The 16,199-nt window shown below is 65.5% G+C and carries 14 protein-coding genes and 1 pseudogene; 11 read left to right on the top strand and 4 right to left on the bottom strand.

Annotation, left to right across the window (positions count from 1 at the left end; all coding sequences use genetic code 11):
- The first annotated feature begins 132 nt into the window (after positions 1-132).
- The 6 genes and pseudogenes from LI94_RS08785 (at position 133) to LI94_RS08760 (ending at position 6,811) form a co-directional block, all read left to right on the top strand.
- Positions 133-1,356, top strand: coding sequence for a sodium-dependent bicarbonate transport family permease (locus LI94_RS08785; protein ID WP_024441409.1), 1,224 nt, complete (start codon positions 133-135; stop codon positions 1,354-1,356).
- Between the two features lie 226 nt (positions 1,357-1,582).
- Positions 1,583-2,977 carry a nitrate/nitrite transporter gene (locus LI94_RS08780; RefSeq protein ID WP_024441408.1) on the top strand — a complete coding sequence of 465 codons (1,395 nt, stop codon included), beginning with the start codon at positions 1,583-1,585 and terminating at the stop codon, positions 2,975-2,977.
- An 89-nt stretch (positions 2,978-3,066) separates the two neighbouring features.
- Positions 3,067-3,363 (top strand): annotated as a pseudogene (locus tag LI94_RS08775) (winged helix-turn-helix domain-containing protein); the annotation flags it as partial.
- A complete protein-coding gene (locus LI94_RS08770; protein WP_046300947.1) occupies positions 3,360-4,052 on the top strand; it encodes a sirohydrochlorin chelatase in 693 nt (230 codons plus the stop codon). The pseudogene LI94_RS08775 and the gene LI94_RS08770, both read left to right, overlap by 4 nt.
- Before the next feature lie 220 nt (positions 4,053-4,272).
- Positions 4,273-5,664 carry a nitrate/nitrite transporter gene (locus LI94_RS08765; RefSeq protein WP_024441405.1) on the top strand — a complete coding sequence of 464 codons (1,392 nt, stop codon included), beginning with the start codon at positions 4,273-4,275 and terminating at the stop codon, positions 5,662-5,664.
- Between the two features lies 1 nt (position 5,665).
- Complete coding sequence (locus LI94_RS08760) at positions 5,666-6,811, top strand: uroporphyrinogen-III synthase (protein ID WP_024441404.1); 1,146 nt, start codon at positions 5,666-5,668, stop codon at positions 6,809-6,811.
- Between the two features lie 6 nt (positions 6,812-6,817).
- Here LI94_RS08760 and nirD read toward each other — a convergent pair whose 3' ends face one another.
- Positions 6,818-7,186, bottom strand: coding sequence for a nitrite reductase small subunit NirD (gene nirD / locus LI94_RS08755; RefSeq protein ID WP_024441403.1), 369 nt, complete (start codon positions 7,184-7,186; stop codon positions 6,818-6,820).
- Positions 7,183-9,750, bottom strand: coding sequence for a nitrite reductase large subunit NirB (gene nirB, locus LI94_RS08750; protein WP_036457466.1), 2,568 nt, complete (start codon positions 9,748-9,750; stop codon positions 7,183-7,185). The genes nirD and nirB overlap by 4 nt, the downstream gene beginning before the upstream one ends.
- A 217-nt stretch (positions 9,751-9,967) precedes the next feature.
- On the opposite strand from nirB, the gene LI94_RS08745 reads away from it, so the two are divergent.
- The 5 genes from LI94_RS08745 (at position 9,968) to LI94_RS08725 (ending at position 14,484) form a co-directional block, all read left to right on the top strand.
- Positions 9,968-10,411 carry an Hsp20/alpha crystallin family protein gene (locus tag LI94_RS08745; protein ID WP_024441401.1) on the top strand — a complete coding sequence of 148 codons (444 nt, stop codon included), beginning with the start codon at positions 9,968-9,970 and terminating at the stop codon, positions 10,409-10,411.
- 164 nt (positions 10,412-10,575) lie between these two features.
- Positions 10,576-10,872 (top strand): hypothetical protein, encoded by a 297-nt coding sequence (locus LI94_RS08740; protein WP_024441400.1) that lies wholly within the window; start codon positions 10,576-10,578, stop codon positions 10,870-10,872.
- Positions 10,873-10,941: 69 nt separating this feature from the next.
- Complete coding sequence (locus tag LI94_RS08735; RefSeq protein WP_024441399.1) at positions 10,942-11,766, top strand: hypothetical protein; 825 nt, start codon at positions 10,942-10,944, stop codon at positions 11,764-11,766.
- Positions 11,767-11,800: 34 nt separating this feature from the next.
- Positions 11,801-13,729 (top strand): fumarate reductase/succinate dehydrogenase flavoprotein subunit, encoded by a 1,929-nt coding sequence (locus tag LI94_RS08730; RefSeq protein WP_046300946.1) that lies wholly within the window; start codon positions 11,801-11,803, stop codon positions 13,727-13,729.
- The gene (locus LI94_RS08725) at positions 13,729-14,484 is read left to right on the top strand and encodes a succinate dehydrogenase/fumarate reductase iron-sulfur subunit (protein WP_024441397.1); all 756 of its coding nucleotides are present in this window, start codon (positions 13,729-13,731) and stop codon (positions 14,482-14,484) included. Before LI94_RS08730 ends, LI94_RS08725 begins: the two co-directional genes overlap by 1 nt.
- A 42-nt stretch (positions 14,485-14,526) precedes the next feature.
- On the opposite strand, the gene LI94_RS08720 is transcribed toward LI94_RS08725, so the two are convergent.
- The gene (locus tag LI94_RS08720) at positions 14,527-15,396 is read right to left on the bottom strand and encodes an inositol monophosphatase family protein (protein ID WP_024441396.1); all 870 of its coding nucleotides are present in this window, start codon (positions 15,394-15,396) and stop codon (positions 14,527-14,529) included.
- Positions 15,397-15,460: 64 nt separating this feature from the next.
- Positions 15,461-15,955, bottom strand: coding sequence for a flavin reductase family protein (locus LI94_RS08715; protein WP_046300945.1), 495 nt, complete (start codon positions 15,953-15,955; stop codon positions 15,461-15,463).
- Positions 15,956-16,199 lie beyond the last annotated feature (244 nt).

The raw sequence follows: 16,199 nt of genomic DNA, 5'->3' as shown, positions 1-16,199 counted from the left end.
CTCCCTGCCACTCTGCTGCCAATCGTCGCAGGGGCCCTACTTCGAGGCGCTAACTAACGCGTGTGGCCTTATGGTGTGACCGTCACAGCTTGCCCCGGCCCTGGCGGTCCCCCTCTCGAAAGACGCACCCTCATGCTGTACGAGTTTTGGCACAACTTCACCCACAACTTGTTCAAGCCACTGTTGCTTTTCTTCTACATGGGCTTCCTCATCCCGCTGCTGAAGATCAAGTTCGAGTTCCCCTACGTCCTGTATCAGGGCTTGACGTTGTATTTGCTGCTGGCCATCGGCTGGCGCGGCGGCGAAGAGCTCGCGACCGTCGACTCGTCGAGCATCGGCGGCGTTCTGGGCTTCATCGTGCTGGGCTTCGCCACCAACTTGATCATCGGATTCGTCGCCTACTGGTTGCTGACCCGGATGACCAAGATGAGACGTATCGACCGAGCCACCGTCGCCGGGTATTACGGGTCGGACTCCGCCGGCACGTTCGCCACCTGCCTTGGCGTACTCGCCACTTTGGACATAGCGTTCGACGCCTACATGCCGGTAATGCTGGCCGTCATGGAGATTCCGGGCTGCATCGTGGCCCTGATCCTGGTGTCACGGTTGCGGGCACGCGGGATGGACGCGCAGGGCAACATGGCCGACGAACCCGGCTACAAGAAGAAGAAGAAAAAGGCCAGCCGACAGCTCGTCACCGCCTCCGCCCTTATGAGCGCAGCGCACACCACAACGGGGCACATCCAAGACGAGATCGACCTCGCGCTGGAAAGGCGGGAGCATGCCCAGCCGAGCGCTGCGATGTCGACTACATCCTCGGCGCCGCCCAGCGGAGCGCTGTTGCGAGAGGTGCTGCTCAACCCGGGGCTGTACCTGCTGTTCGGTGGGATCGTTATCGGCTTCGTCGGCCGCCTGCAGGGCGCTTCGGTCATCGAGGACGGCGATCATGTCTTCGTCACCGCGTTCCAGGGGATGCTGTGCCTCTTCCTGCTCGAGATGGGGATGACAGCCTCCCGCAAGCTCAAGGACCTGCGGTCGGCGGGACGCGGCTTGATCGCCTTTGGATTGTTGGCGCCCAACCTCTTTGCGATCGCTGGAATTTTCATCATCCACACCTACGCGCAAATCACCGGCACCCCTTTCGAGGCCGGCAGCTACGTGCTCTTCGCAGTGCTGTGCGGTGCGGCGTCCTACATCGCCGTGCCGGCGGTGCAGCGAATGGCGATCCCCGAGGCCAGTCCGACGGTACCCCTGGCCGCATCCTTGGGCCTGACGTTCTCCTACAACGTGACCATCGGGATACCGCTCTATCTGCAGATTTCGAAGGCCGTCAACATCTGGCTTCCAGTCAGCTGACAGAAGCTTCCAACCGAACGCAACGCTTCTCCACTCGCTCGGTCAACCAGGCGAAATATCCTGCGCGCGCGTCCAATACGTGATGCGGGCCACTCAAATTCCTTGAGTCCACCTCATTTTCAGGTTCCGCTCTGCCACTTGCCAGATCGGGCCGGTAGGTTCGCACACCGTCCATCGTGATGCGAGATTCTGCGCGTGGCGGTGGCCCGGATCCCGAGGAGATCGCATGAGCAACGGCCACATCACCAATTTCGATCCTGAGGACAGCGCAGCCTGGGAGGCCGGCAATGCCGCCATCGCACGCCGCAACCTGATCTGGTCTACCGCCAGTACGCATGTCGCGTTCTCGATCTGGTCGCTGTGGTCGGTAGTGGTGCTGTTCATGCCCGAGTCGGTCTATGGCATCAAGGCCGGCGACAAACTGCTGCTGGCCGCGGTCGCCACTCTGGTCGGCGGATGCGTCCGCGTCCCCTACGTTCGCGCCACCGCAAAATTCGGCGGCCGCAACTGGGCGGTGGCCTCGTCACTGATCTTGCTGATTCCGACCGCCGGGACACTGCTGTTGCTCCTCAACCCCGGCCAACCGCTGTGGATGTATCTGGTGTGCGCTGCGCTGACCGGCCTGGGCGGCGGCAACTACGCCGCCTCCCTGGCCAACGTCGACGCCTTCTATCCTCAGCGTCTCAAGGGCGTCGCCCTCGGACTGTGCGGCGGCATCGGCAACCTCGGGGTGGCAGCCATCCAGCTCGTCGGCCTCCTGGTCCTGGCCACCGTCGGCAACACCAAGCCGGAGTTGGTCTGCTCGGTCTACCTGGTCCTGCTTGCCGTGGTGGGCACCTGCGCGGCACTGTGGATGGACAACCTCGACCACGGCAAGGAAGAGGTCGGCAGCATTCGGTCGATCCTGGCGGTCCCGGACAGCTGGATCGTCTCGGCGTTGTACTGCGCAGCGTTCGGCTCGTTCATCGGCTTCGCCTTCGCGTTCGCCCAGGTGCTGCACGTCACCTTCGAAAAGGCCGGCCACAGTCCCGCCGAGGCGGCACTCTATGCCGCGCGAATCGCGTTCCTGGGCCCACTGTTGGGCGCCTTGGCCCGCATCTACGGCGGCCGGGTGGCCGACCGCCGCGGCGGGGGCCGCATCACCCTGGTGGTGTTCCTCGGCATGATTCTGGCGTCCGCCGTGCTGGTGGTGACCAGCACCATCGACGACCACACTACCCGCGCGACCACATCGACGATCGCGATCTACATCGCCGCATTCATGGTGCTGTTCATCCTTGCCGGGATGGGCAACGGATCAGTGCTGAAGATGATCCCGTCGATCTTCGAGGCCCGCAGTCGCTCGCTGGACGCCGACGAAGCCGAGCGCCGGCATTGGGCGCGTTCACATTCCGGCGCTTTGATCGGGTTTGCCACCGCAGTCGGCGGGCTCGGCGGGGTCGCCATCAACCTGATCCTGCGTCAGGCCTACGCCAGCTTCGGGTCCGAGACCCCGGCATTCTGGGTGTTTCTGGCGTCCTACTGCGCCGTTGCGGGTTTGACCTGGGTGATGTATGTCCGCCGGCCACGCGGCAGCCGAGGCGACCGGGTTCGGGTCGACGCCGAGAAGATCTCGGCGTGACCTGGAACACATATAGGGCAACGGCTCCGAAATCGCGGGGTAACACAGACGAAATCGACTGCGACTAAATCTTATGCATGAGTACCGCCGTCTATGCCGCCGGTCATCGTATTGATATTGAGGAGAGCCGGGTCCTCGTGGATGGGATAGTCAAGCCGGTTTCGCCGGCCGGACTGGCCGCTTTGCGCGTCCTGGCGCTCCGACCGGGCCACGTCGTCGCCCGGGAAACCCTGCTGCGCGCTCTCCCGGGACGTGGCAACAGTATGCACGCCGTCGACTCTGCCGTCCTCCGACTGCGAACAGCGCTGGGCGACAGCCACATCGTCGCCACGGTGGTCAAGCGAGGTTACCGACTCGCCGTCGACACTGAGCAGGGCGTGGCATGATTCCCATCCTGGTCGCGCACGGCACCCGTCAGCCCGACGGGGTAGTCATGATCGGCGAACTCGCCGAACGGGTCGGCACCCTGCTGGCGCAACCGGTCAGAGTGGCATTCATCGACGTGTTGGGGCCCAGCCCGGCCGAGATCCTCTCCGCTGAGGCCGAAAACGGCCGCCCGGCTATCCTCGTCCCCGCCTTCCTTGCCCGCGGCTACCACGTCGGCGTCGACGTGCCGACCCAGGTCGCCGCCAGCGGCCACCCCGACGTCACGATCACCCCAGCACTGGGACCCGATCCTCGTGTCGCCGCGGTCGTCGCCGCTCGGCTGTCCGAATCAGGCTGGCGCCAAGGTGAATCAGTGGTTCTCGCTGCAGCGGGGTCCACCGATCCGGTCGCGCAGGCCGACCTCAAGCACGCAGCGCAGATGGTGTCTGGCATAATCGGAGCACCCGTCACAGTGGCATTCGCCGCTACCGGTGGACCCAGCGTTCCCGAGGCTGTCGCCGACCTGCGCAGCCAAGGCGCGTCACGCGTCGTGATCGCGTCATATTTGTTGGCCGACGGTCTTTTCCAGCGCCGCCTGCACAATGCCGGCGCGGATCGAGTTACCGCGCCGCTGGGCACGCATCCCGGGATCGCCCGGGTCGTCGCCGATCGGTTCATCACCGCCCATACGCGAATTCCGGTGCGATAACACCTTTTCGGCATCGGTCTGCGTCGTTCCGAACTTGGGACATGGCGCTTGCACTGTGAATTCCATTCTATCCCCGCCATATTGATCGGTAGCCTGCGCTGCCTTTGCGCCCTCACCGGACCTCCCGCCTCACACGCTTCCACCAGCGCCGTGAGGAGAAGTTCACGACTGAGTCATCTCGTGCAGCATTGCGGTAACGAAAGATTTCTACCGTGACCACATGGCTCGTTCACACCTGATTACCCAGTGGGATCCCGAAGACACCGTGGCCTGGAAGGCCGGCAACGACAAGGTTGCGCGACGCAACCTGATCTGGTCGACAGTTGCTGAGCACGCCGGCTTTTCGATCTGGTCGATCTGGTCGGTGATGGTGCTGTTCATGCCCGAGTCGGTGTACGGCTTCAGCGCCGGCGACAAGTTCCTGCTGGCAGCCACCGCCACCCTCGCCGGTGGCGTGCTGCGCATACCGTACTCGCTGGCCACCGCGGCCTTCGGCGGCCGCAACTGGACGATCTTCTCCGCGCTGGTGCTATTGATCCCGACCATCGGGATGATGGGCCTGCTGGCCCATCCGGGTCTGCCGCTGTGGCCTTACCTGGTGTGCGCGGCCATGACCGGTCTGGGCGGGGGCAACTTTGCCGCCTCGATGACCAACGTGAATGCCTTCTACCCACATCGACTCAAGGGCTGGGCGCTGGCGGTCAATGCCGGCGGTGGCAACCTGGGCGTTCCGCTGATCCAGCTGGTCGGGTTGGCGGTGCTAGCCACCGTGGGTAACCGCCAGCCGTACTGGGTATGTGCGATCTATCTGGTCGTCCTCGCGGTGGCCGCGATCGGCGCAGCACTTTTCATGGACAACCTCGACGGTCAAAGGGCAGACCTGACGGCCATGCGTGCGATCCTTCCCGAACTCGACACCTGGATCGTCGCACTGCTCTACATCGGCACGTTCGGCTCCTTCATCGGGTTCTCGTTCGCGTTCGGCCAGGTGTTGCAGATCAGCTTTGTGGGCGGCGGCCAGAGTCCCGCTCAGGCCTCGTTGCACGCTGCCCAAATCGCCTTTTTGGGACCGCTTTTGGGGTCGTTGTCCCGGATCTTCGGCGGGCGCCTCGCCGATCGGCTTGGCGGCAGCCGGGTGACGCTGGCTGCCTTTGGCGGCTTGTTCGCAGCCTCCGCGTTGCTCGTCGCCGTGAGCACACTGGACAGCGGTCGCACCGGCCCCACGTCCGGCGCGGTCATGGTCGGCTACGTCATCGGCTTCGTGGCGCTGTTTATCGTCTCCGGGATCGGCAATGGCTCGGTGTACAAGATGATTCCGTCGGTCTTCGAGGCCCGCAGTCACCAAATGGGTATGCACGAGAGCGACCGTCGGCACTGGGCGCGGGCCATGTCGGGGGCACTGATCGGATTTGCCGGCGCAATCGGCGCCCTGGGTGGCGTAGGAATCAACCTGGCACTGCGCCAGTCGTACATCACCAGCGGCTCGGCGACCACGGCATTCTGGATCTTCCTGGTGGGTTATGTGGGGGCCGCGGCGCTGACCTGGCACAGGTATGTACGTCGGCCGTTCTTCGCCCCGCAGCCGGCCCGGGCCGCGTTGGCACCGGCGTAAGGTGTCCACGTCGCTGAGTGGCTACCGGGTCGCAGTCACGTCAGCGCGCCGCGCCGAGGAGCTCTGCACCTTGCTGCGTCGCCACGGCGCCTCGGTCTGTGCGGCCCCGGCCATCACCATGATCGACTTGACCGACGACACCGTATTGCACGGGCGCACTGAATCATTGATCGAGAACCCGCCAGATGTCCTGGTGGTGACGACGGCGATGGGCCTCCGCGGCTGGATCGCCGCTGCCGAAGGATGGGGTATTGCCGACCGGCTGATCGCAGCCCTGACGACCGCCCGTGTCGTGGCCCGTGGACCGAAGGCTGTTGGCGCATTGCGCACCGCGGGCCTGCCCGAGGAGTGGTCACCCGAATCGGAGTCATCGGCCGCGATGCTCGATTACCTGAAATCCGATATCGCCGGAGCCCGCGTGGCCGTGCAGCTCCACGGCACCACCGGCGACTGGGATCCCGCTCCGGAGCTGCTCGATCAGTTTCGCAAGGCGGGCGCCGACGTACTGCCCATCCCCGTCTACCGATGGCGTCCGGCCCAGCCCGGCGGGGAGTTCGACCAGCTCACTTCCCAGATCGCCCAACGCCAATTCGATGCTGTCAGCTTCACCTCGGCCGCCGCTGTGATGGCGACACTGACCCGTGCCGCCGATCTGGGCATCTCGGACGCACTGCTGCTCGCTCTGCGTTCCGACGACGTGCATGCCATGTGCGTCGGACCGTTGACGGCGCGGCCGTTGGCACTCTTGGACATCCCGACCTCTTCGCCGCGGAGAATGCGACTGGGGGCGTTAGCTCGCCACATCATCGATGAGCTTCCGCGGCTGCGCGCCCACACCGTTCACGCCGCGGGCCATCGCATCGAAGTGCGCGGCAATTGCGTACTGGTCGACGGGGTGGCCAAGCCGATGTCGCCCTCGAGCATGGCCACACTACGGGCGCTGGCTCACCAGCCCGGCCGCGTTGTCTCCCGGCAGACCCTCCTCGAGGCGCTACCCGGCAACGGCACCAGCACTCATGCGGTAGAAACCGCTGTCCTGAGGCTGCGAACAACGCTGGGCGACAAGAATATCGTCACCACCGTTGTCAAACGGGGGTATCGCCTGGCCGTAGATCAGGTGGACCAGGTAGGCCAGGAAGCCGGCTAGGGCCGGCTAAGCAACGGCCCGTTCCGCGACCGGCTGCCCGACCTGCACGTAGCCGTCCTCGCTGATCCGAGTCGGATACACCCGCACCGAGACGCTCGGGTCATCCAAGCAGCTGCCGTCGTCAAAGGCGAAGGCCTGCTTCTTCAACGGGGAGATGACAGATAACCGGCCGCCGCGGTCACCGACGATTCCGCGGGACAGCACCGCTGCCCGGAAGAACGGGTCGATGTTGCACACCGCACGGACCGAGCCGTCGTCGAGCCGGAACAGCGCCGCCTGCTTGCCGTTGGCGAGCAGGACACCCACTCCGAGTCCGGGAATCATGCTGTCGTAGCGGCAGGCGGTGATCCAGGTGTCGATGTTGTTGGTGTTCATGACTTCTCCTCAGATACTCGCAGGACGGGGACGGGTAACGGGACCTTGCGGCCGTCGCGCACGGTGAAGGCGACGGTGGGATCTTCGGCATCGGGGGCGTTGACGAAGGAGACGAATCGTGACAGCTTCTCCGGGTCGTCGAGGACGCCCTTCCACTCATCGGCGTAGTTGTCGACGTGGCGAGCCATCTCCGCCTCGAATTCCGCTGCCAGCCCCAGGGAGTCGTCGCAGACGACCTCGCGGACGTGGTCGAGTCCACCTTCCATCGCCTCGATCCAGGGCGCGGTGCGCTGCAACCGATCGGCGGTGCGGATGTAGAACATCAGGAACCGGTCGACATAGCGGAACACGGTCTCGGTGTCGAGGTCGCTGGCGAGCAACTGGGCGTGCTTGGGCGACATACCGCCGTTCCCGCCCACGTAAAGATTCCAACCGATCTCGGTCGCGATCACACCGACGTCTTTGCCGCGTGCCTCGGCGCACTCACGCGCGCAGCCCGAGACGCCCATCTTGATCTTGTGCGGCGCGCGCAGTCCGCGGTAGCGCAGCTCCAGATCGATGGCCATCTTCACCGAATCCTGCTGCCCGTAGCGGCACCAGTCGCTGCCCACACAGCTTTTCACTGTCCGCAACGACTTTCCGTACGCCTGACCGGATTCCATGCCGGCGTCCACCAGCTTGCGCCAGATCGCGGGCAGCTGATCCACCCGTGCACCGAACATGTCGATGCGCTGGCCACCGGTGATCTTGGTGTAAAGGCCGAATTCCTGGGCAATCTGGCCGATCAGGATCAGGTGCTCGGGCTTGATCTCACCGCCGGGCACCCGCGGAACCACTGAGTAGCTGCCGTTGCGCTGAATATTGGCCAGGAAGTGGTCGTTGGTGTCCTGCAGAGCGGCCTGCTCGCCCTCAAGGATGTGGTCTGATCCGGTGGACGCCAAGATGGAGGCGACGGTGGGCTTGCAGATGTCACAGCCGTGGCCCGTGCCGAACCGCTCCAGCAGTTCGGAGAAGGTGCGGATTCCGGTGACCTGGACGATCTCGAACAGCTCCGCGCGCGACTGGGCGAAGTGTTCGCACAGCGCCTTGGACTGCTCGACACCCTCGGCGACCAGCAGCTCCTTGAGCAGCGGAATGCAGGATCCACACGAAGTTCCCGCCTTGGTGCAGTCCTTCAGGCTCTGCACGTCGTGGCAGCCGCCGGCGATCGCGGCGCACAACTGGTCCTTGCTGACGTTGTTGCAGGAACAGATCTGCGCCGCCCCAGGCAACGCACTGATCCCCAGGGCGCTCTTGCTGTCGCCGGAGCTGGCCGGAGCGATCAGATCCAGGGGATCGCCAGGCAGCTCGGCGCCGACCATCGGACGCAGCACGCCGTAGGAGGAGGCGTCGCCGACCAGGATCCCGCCGAGCAGAGTCTTGGCGTCGTCGGAGAGCACCAACTTGGCATAGGTGCGCTTCACCGGATCGTTGATGACGACCGACAGCGAGTTCTCCGTCGACCCCATCGCGTCGCCGAAGCTGGCCACGTCGACACCGAGCAGCTTGAGCTTGGTGGACATGTCCGCCTCGCCGAATTCGGCCACACCCTCGAGCAGGCGGTCGGCGACCACCTCGGCGCTGGTGTAGCCGGGGCCGACCAAGCCGTAGCAGACGCCCTCGATGGCGGCCACCTCACCGATCGCGTACACGTCGGAATCGCTGGTCCGGCAACACAGGTCGGTCAACACACCGCCACGCTCGGCGATCGCCAGACCCGCCTCACGAGCCAGTTCGTCACGGGGACGCACGCCCGCGGCGAAGATCACCAGGCCGGCCTCGATCGCGTTGCCGTCGGAGAGCTTTACCCGCAGGGTCGGTGAACCGTACTGGTGGGTCAGCTGCTCGATGGACTCGGTGCCCACACCGACGTGCACCGCGATGCCCAGTTCCGAGATCATCCGGCTCAGCAGCACACCGCCGGCGTCATCGAGCTGTTGCGGCATCAGGCGCGGCGCCATCTCGACGATGTGCGGCTCGATCCCGGACGCCCGGAGCGCGTTGGCGGCCTCCAGCCCCAGCAGTCCGCCCCCGATCACCACTCCGGCCCGGGCGTTACCGGCTTCCAGCATGCACTCGATGTCGGCCCGGATTCCGTCCAGATCGTCCAGGGTCCGGTAGACATGGCAGCCGGGCAGATCGTGGCCGGGCACCGGGGGGACGAACGCGCGTGAGCCGGTCGCCAGCACCAGGGTGTCGTAGCCGTAACGCTGCCCATCCGCGGCGAGCACCGACTTGTCGGCCAGATCAACCTTCTCGACCCGGGTGCTCAGCATCAGCCGCACCTGCTCGTCGTCGGCGTAGTCGTTGCCCGGCAGCGCCAGCCGGGACCGGTCCCACCCGTCGGTGTAGGAGGTCAGCCCGACGCGGTCGTAGGCGGGATCGGATTCCTCGGCCAGCACCGTGACCCGCCAGTCGGCGCCTCCGGGCCGGCTGCGCAGCGCCTCCACGAAGCGGTGCCCCACCATGCCGTGTCCGACCACGACAAGGTCTTTGACGGCGCGCGGGGTTTCGATCGTGGTCATAGAAGGGAGGTTAGGAACCCGATATTGCCGGAGTATCGCCATACGTTACAAGCGTGTGAACGGTTCGCTGCTTACGCCGTGATACCGCTCACGGCACCACTTTTGTGCGTCCGTGTTCACTGCCGGCGAACACGGAACTTTAGCGAGGGTGACTCAAGTTCTACCCAGTGACGGGCCGGCACCCGACCGGCACGCGGTAATCATTCGAGGAGTCCCCATGAGCACCCTGACCTTGAGGCACCACCCGTTCGACACTGACCGTTGGGTCCGTGACTTCTTCAGCCCGGCCACCGCCAGCGACTGGCGGGCTCCCGCCGCGACGGGGTTCCGGCCGGCCGCCGAGATCACCAAGGACGGCGACGACGCTGTGGTGCGGCTGGAACTGCCGGGCATCGACGTCGACAAGGACGTGACGGTCGAACTCGACGGCGGCCACCTGGTGGTCCGCGGCGAACGGCGCGACGAGTACGCCGAGACCGACGCCGACACCAACCGCACGCTGCGCGAGGTGCGCTACGGCGCGTTCCGCCGCTCGTTCGCGGTTCCGGCCCATGTCACCGGCGACGCCGTGACCGCGACCTATGACGCCGGCGTACTGACCGTCCGGGTAGCCGGGGTGTACGCGGGCACCCGGCCGCAGACCATCGCCATCACCAAGTAAACCGGCGCGGCGGTCTTCGACCCGAAAACCCCTGCACACGCCTGTGTGTAGGGGTTTTCGGCGTCCAACACGTCAGCTCACAACGTGATCTGTCTCACGTTCCGTTCCTGGTGTGATTAGCATCGGGTGAACGTACTGTGATCCGTACCACCCGAGGAGGTCTGGTGTCGAGCACTACCGAACTCGCCGAGCTGCACACCCTGATCGGTGACCTGCGGCGTTGCGTGCTGGGGCTGAAGACCCGCTTCGGCGACATCCCTGGAATGCGCCGCATCGAGCTGGACGCCGAGCGCATCCTCACCGACGTTCAGCTCCTCGAATCCGATGCCGGAGAGCTGGACTTGGAGCGCTGGGCGGCCGAGCGGTCGCACGAGAAGATCACCATCCCTGACACCGAATACGACACCGAATTCTGGCGCGACGTCGACGACGAAGGCGTCGGCGGCCAAGGCAGGTACTGACCCACACCGGGTGCTGCCTGCGGCCAAGGGGCGCCCTCCGACGAACTGAGCCGAAGGGAACCCCATTAGATGAGCGCACCCGCCGTGAACCGTCCCGGCGTCTACTCGGCGACTCGCGCACGAATCGCGAATCGCACCCTGCGTACCGACCGCTGGTGGCTCTCGCCGCTGCGGGTGAACCTGGGACTGCTCGCGTTCATCATCTACGCGACCATCCGATCGTTCTGGGGCAGCGCCTACTGGGTTGACAAGTACCACTACCTGACACCGTTCTACTCGCCGTGCATCAGCGCGTCGTGTGTGCCCGGCTCAAGCCACTTGGGCGTCTGGCTGCCGGAATTCCCTCGGTGGATTCCGTTGGGGGCATTGGTATTGCCCTTCCTGCTCTGCTTCCGGCTGACCTGCTACTACTACCGCAAGGCCTACTATCGCTCCGTCTGGCAGTCGCCGACGGCCTGCGCGGTGCCCGAGCCCCGTGCCCACTACACCGGCGAGACTCGTTTGCCGTTGATCATGCAGAACAGCCACCGCTACTTCTTCTATGCGGCGTTCGCGCTCGCGGCGCTCAACACCTATGACGCAATCGCCGCACTGCACTCCGACGACGGGCCCGGCGGGTTCGGGTTCGGGGTGGGCAACATCGTGCTGCTCGCGAACGTGGCGATGCTCTGGGCCTATACCGGCGGCTGCCACTCCTGCCGGCACATATTCGGCGGTCGCCTCAACCACTTCTCCAAACACCCGGTCCGCTACTGGTTTTGGACGAAGATCAGCTGGTTCAACGGCCGCCACCAGCAGTTCGCCTGGATCACCCTCGGCACGCTGGCGTTCACCGACCTCTACGTCGCCCTGGTCTCCAGCGGCGTCATCACCGATTTCCGGTTCGTCGGCTAAGTGCCGCGATCACACGAAGGGTTAGCGAGAATTCATGGTTGAAGTCGAACGGCACTCCTACGACGTGGTCGTGATCGGTGCCGGGGGCGCTGGCCTGCGCGCGGTGATCGAAGCACGCGAACAGGGCCTCAGCGTTGCGGTGGTGTGCAAGTCGCTGTTCGGCAAGGCGCACACCGTGATGGCCGAGGGTGGTTGCGCGGCGTCGATGGGCAACGTCAACTCCAAGGACAACTGGCAGGTGCACTTCCGCGACACCATGCGCGGCGGGAAGTTCCTCAACAACTGGCGGATGGCCGAGTTGCACGCCCGGGAAGCACCCGAGCGGGTCTGGGAGCTGGAGACCTACGGCGCACTGTTCGACCGCACCCCCGACGGAAAGATCAACCAGCGCAACTTCGGCGGCCACACCTATCCGCGGCTGGCCCACGTCGGTGACCGCACCGGCCTGGAATTGATCCGCACCATGCAGCAGAAAGTGGTCTCGCTGCAGCAGGACGATTATGCCAAGTTCGGTGACTACGAGGCCCGGATCAAAATCTTCCACGAGTGCACCATCACTGAACTGCTCAAAGACGAAGCCAGCGGCGCTATTTCGGGCGCCTTCGGCTACTGGCGTGAGAGCGGCAACTTCGTGCTGTTCGAAGCGCCGGCCGTGGTGCTGGCCACCGGCGGCATCGGCAAGTCGTTCAAGGTGACGTCCAACTCGTGGGAGTACACCGGCGACGGCCACGCGCTGGCGCTGCGAGCCGGCGCGACGCTGATCAACATGGAGTTCGTCCAATTCCACCCGACCGGGATGGTGTGGCCGCCCAGCGTGAAGGGGATCCTGGTCACCGAGGGCGTCCGCGGCGACGGCGGGGTGCTCAAGAACTCCGACGGAACCCGGTTCATGTTCGACTACATCCCGCCGGTGTTCAAGGGCCAGTACGCCGAGACCGAGCAAGAGGCCGATCAGTGGCTCAAGGACAACGACTCGGCCCGCCGCACCCCGGACCTGCTGCCCCGTGACGAGGTGGCCCGCGCCATCAACTCCGAGGTCAAAGCCGGCCGCGGTTCGCCGCATGGCGGGGTGTTCCTCGACATCGCCTCTCGGCTGACGCCCGAGGAGATCAAGCGGCGACTGCCTTCGATGTACCACCAGTTCATGCAGCTCGCCGAGGTGGACATCACCAAGGAAGCAATGGAAGTCGGCCCCACCTGCCACTACGTGATGGGTGGTATCGAGGTCGACCCGGACACCGGCGCGGCGGCGGTGCCCGGACTGTTTGCCGCAGGCGAATGCTCCGGTGGGATGCACGGTTCCAACCGGCTGGGCGGCAACTCCCTGTCGGATCTGCTGGTGTTCGGCCGTCGCGCCGGGTTGGGCGCGGCACAGTACGTGCAGGGGCTGAACACCCGCCCGTCGGTGACACCGGCAGCGCTGGAAGCCGCAGCAGAGCTGGCGCTGGCGCCGTTCCACGGTCCGGCCGGCGGCGCCACACCGGAGAACCCGTACACCTTGCACTCCGAGTTGCAGCAGTCGATGAACGACCTGGTCGGCATCATCCGCAATGCCGGCGAGCTGGAGCAGGCCCTGGTCCGACTCGAGGAATTCAAGGCCCGCTTCGCGGCGGTCACCGTCGACGGCGGACGGCACTACAACCCGGGCTGGCATCTGGCCGTCGACCTGCGCAACATGCTGCTGGTCAGCGAATGCGTGGCCAAAGCCGCGCTGCAACGCACCGAGAGCCGCGGTGGGCACACCCGCGACGACCACCCGGGGATGGACGCCAACTGGCGCAAGACCCTGCTGGTCTGCCGGGTCGCGGAGAAGCAGAGCCCCCAGGCGATTTTTGACATCACGGTCACGCCGGAATCTCAGACCGGGATGCGTGAGGACTTGCTGGAGCTGTTCGAGATCTCCGAACTGGAGAAGTACTACACCGACCAAGAGCTGGCGCAACATCCGGGACGGAGAGCGTAATGACACACAACGCCCACCTGCGAGTCTGGCGCGGTGACGTTGACGGCGGTGGACTTGAAGATTTCGAGGTCGAGGTCAACGAGGGCGAGGTGGTGCTCGACGTCATCCACCGCCTGCAGGCCACCCAGACCCCGGATCTGGCGGTGCGCTGGAACTGCAAGGCCGGCAAGTGCGGATCGTGTTCGGCGGAGATCAACGGTTTCCCGCGACTGCTGTGTATGACGCGGATGTCGATGTTCGACCCGGCTGAAACGATCACCGTGACCCCGGTGCGGACATTCCCGGTGGTTCGTGACCTGGTCACCGATGTCTCGTTCAACTACGAGAAGGCCCGAGAGATGCCGGCCTTCAAGCCGCCGGCGGATCTCAAGCCCGGCGAGTACCGGATGCAGCAGGTGGATGTGGAGCGCTCCCAGGAGTTCCGCAAGTGCATCGAATGCTTCCTGTGCCAGAACGTCTGCCACGTCATCCGGGACCATGAGGAGAACAAGCCGCGGTTCTCCGGGCCGCGGATGTTCATCCGGCTTGCGGAGTTGGACATGCACCCGCTCGACGCCGCCGACCGGCGTGACTTCGCCCAGGACGACGCGGGTCTGGGACTGTGCAACATCACCAAGTGCTGCACCGAGGTCTGCCCGGAACACATCACGATCACCGACAACGCCATCATCCCGATGAAGGAGCGGGTGGTCGGGAACCGTTATGACCCCGTCGTCTGGCTCGGTCGAAAGATTTTCCGCCGCAAGGCGGACTGACCCTCGACCCCGTGACTGGCCGCAGGCCGCGGCGATCGGAGGCTACGCCGGAATAGCGGCCCAGCCACCTTCGCGTTGCAGCAAGGCGATCAGGGCATCGGCGACACCGGGTGCGGCGGCGACACACACGTCGCCGCCGTCGACCTCTGGACCGGGGAGCACCACCCGCGCCCCGGCCTCGACCGCGATCAGTGCTCCGGCGGCGTAGTCCCACGGCTTGATCCCATGCTCGTAGTAGGCGTCGAGCCGCCCGGCAGCGACCATGCACAGGTCCAGCGCGGCCGATCCGATCCGGCGCACATCGCGCACTTCCGGCAGCAACCGGGCAAGCAACGCGGCCTGGGCGGCCCGGCGCCGTGGCGAATAGCCGAACCCGGTGCCCAGCAGTGCCAGTGCCAGCTCGCTCACATCGGCGCAGCGCAGCGCGACAGTTCCCTGCTGATCGGTCACTCGGGCGCCCAATCCGGCACCGGCAGAATAGATCCGGTCACCCACTACGTCGGCGACCGCGCCGGCCACCGAGACCCCGCCGATCTGCGCTGCCACCGAAACCGCGTATGCCGGGACGTCGTACATGAAGTTCACCGTGCCGTCGATCGGGTCGACCACCCAGGTGACGACACCCGGTTCGCGGCCAGAGACGTCCCCGGAACCTCCGCCTTCCTCGCCCAGCACCGCATCACCGGGCCGCAGCCCGGTCAGCCGATCCCGGATGAAGCTCTCGGTCTCGGTGTCGACCACGGTCACCGGATCGGTCGGAGTGCTCTTCGTCTGGACCAGGCCTGAGGACGGCTCGGCCACTTCGGCGCCGAACACCTCGGCACGCCGACGCCGGACGAATGCGGCGGCCTCGGCCACCAGCGTCTCGGCGGTGGTCCTCAACTGCACGGGGTCGCTACGCAGGGGCGCCATCTGCCCATAGCAACACATCGGCGGGGGCTATCGCACCCCCGGCACCCGCACAGCGACTCGGGCCTTAGCCCCCGAGGCGGCGAAAACCGCTGCGGTGGAAAACGATCGGGGCGATCTCTGGATCGACGGTCAAATCACAGACCCGCAGCACCACGATGGTGTGGTCCCCGGCGGGCACCAACTGCTCGATCGAGCTGCCCAGCCATACTCCGGTGCCCTTGATGAACACCGCGCCGTCGTTGGTCACCGTCTCCAGCCCGGCGAAGCGATCACCGGTCTTGGCAGCCAGGGTGCGCGCCGCGACATCGTGCGCCTCGCCGAGCACGCTGATGCCCAGCCGGGGCGAGTCCTTGAGCTTGGGCCAGGTGCTCGAGGTGTTCTGCACGCAGAAGGACACCAACGGCGGCTCCAACGAGACCGGCACGAAGGTGCTGGCGGCCAGGCCGACCCGAACGCCGTCGATCTCGGCTGCCACCGCCACCACTCCGGACGGGAAATGCCCGAAGGCCTCCCGCAACGACGACGGGGTCAACGGGGTCAGCTTGCTCTCGGAACTCACGTGGGGATTCACCGGGGACTCATTCGCCTCGTCTAGTCTGGTCGCCCAGAACCCTACTCGCCGCCCTGTCACCTCGGCAGATCGGCCGCTGGCGACCGCATTCTGGGCCAGGGACCAACCGGTTGGTCACCCGCATGAAGGACATAGCTCACATCAGCTTGCACTATGGCTACTGGCGAGTATATTTCAGGTTACGTTACTGGTGGGTAACTTAAGCCTGAGTACCCAACCACAGGTGGCATTC

The sequence above is a fragment of the Mycobacterium sp. UM_Kg27 genome (genome assembly GCF_000972905.1).
Lineage (GTDB): Bacteria > Actinomycetota > Actinomycetes > Mycobacteriales > Mycobacteriaceae > Mycobacterium.
Note: the sequence above shows the minus strand (reverse complement) of the source record. Positions and strands in the feature narration are given on the sequence as shown.

Bases quoted from the DNA above. Each gene is read 5' to 3' on its own strand.
- LI94_RS08785 (WP_024441409.1), top strand. From the start codon at position 133: ATGCTGTACGAGTTTTGGCACAACTTCACCCACAACTTGTTCAAGCCA.
- nirB (WP_036457466.1), bottom strand. From the start codon at position 9,750: ATGACCACGATCGAAACCCCGCGCGCCGTCAAAGACCTTGTCGTGGTC.
- LI94_RS08720 (WP_024441396.1), bottom strand. From the start codon at position 15,396: ATGGCGCCCCTGCGTAGCGACCCCGTGCAGTTGAGGACCACCGCCGAG.
- LI94_RS08735 (WP_024441399.1), top strand. From the start codon at position 10,942: ATGAGCGCACCCGCCGTGAACCGTCCCGGCGTCTACTCGGCGACTCGC.
- nirD (WP_024441403.1), bottom strand. From the start codon at position 7,186: ATGAACACCAACAACATCGACACCTGGATCACCGCCTGCCGCTACGAC.
- LI94_RS08725 (WP_024441397.1), top strand. From the start codon at position 13,729: ATGACACACAACGCCCACCTGCGAGTCTGGCGCGGTGACGTTGACGGC.
- LI94_RS08745 (WP_024441401.1), top strand. From the start codon at position 9,968: ATGAGCACCCTGACCTTGAGGCACCACCCGTTCGACACTGACCGTTGG.
- LI94_RS08780 (WP_024441408.1), top strand. From the start codon at position 1,583: ATGAGCAACGGCCACATCACCAATTTCGATCCTGAGGACAGCGCAGCC.
- LI94_RS08770 (WP_046300947.1), top strand. From the start codon at position 3,360: ATGATTCCCATCCTGGTCGCGCACGGCACCCGTCAGCCCGACGGGGTA.
- LI94_RS08730 (WP_046300946.1), top strand. From the start codon at position 11,801: ATGGTTGAAGTCGAACGGCACTCCTACGACGTGGTCGTGATCGGTGCC.
- LI94_RS08765 (WP_024441405.1), top strand. From the start codon at position 4,273: ATGGCTCGTTCACACCTGATTACCCAGTGGGATCCCGAAGACACCGTG.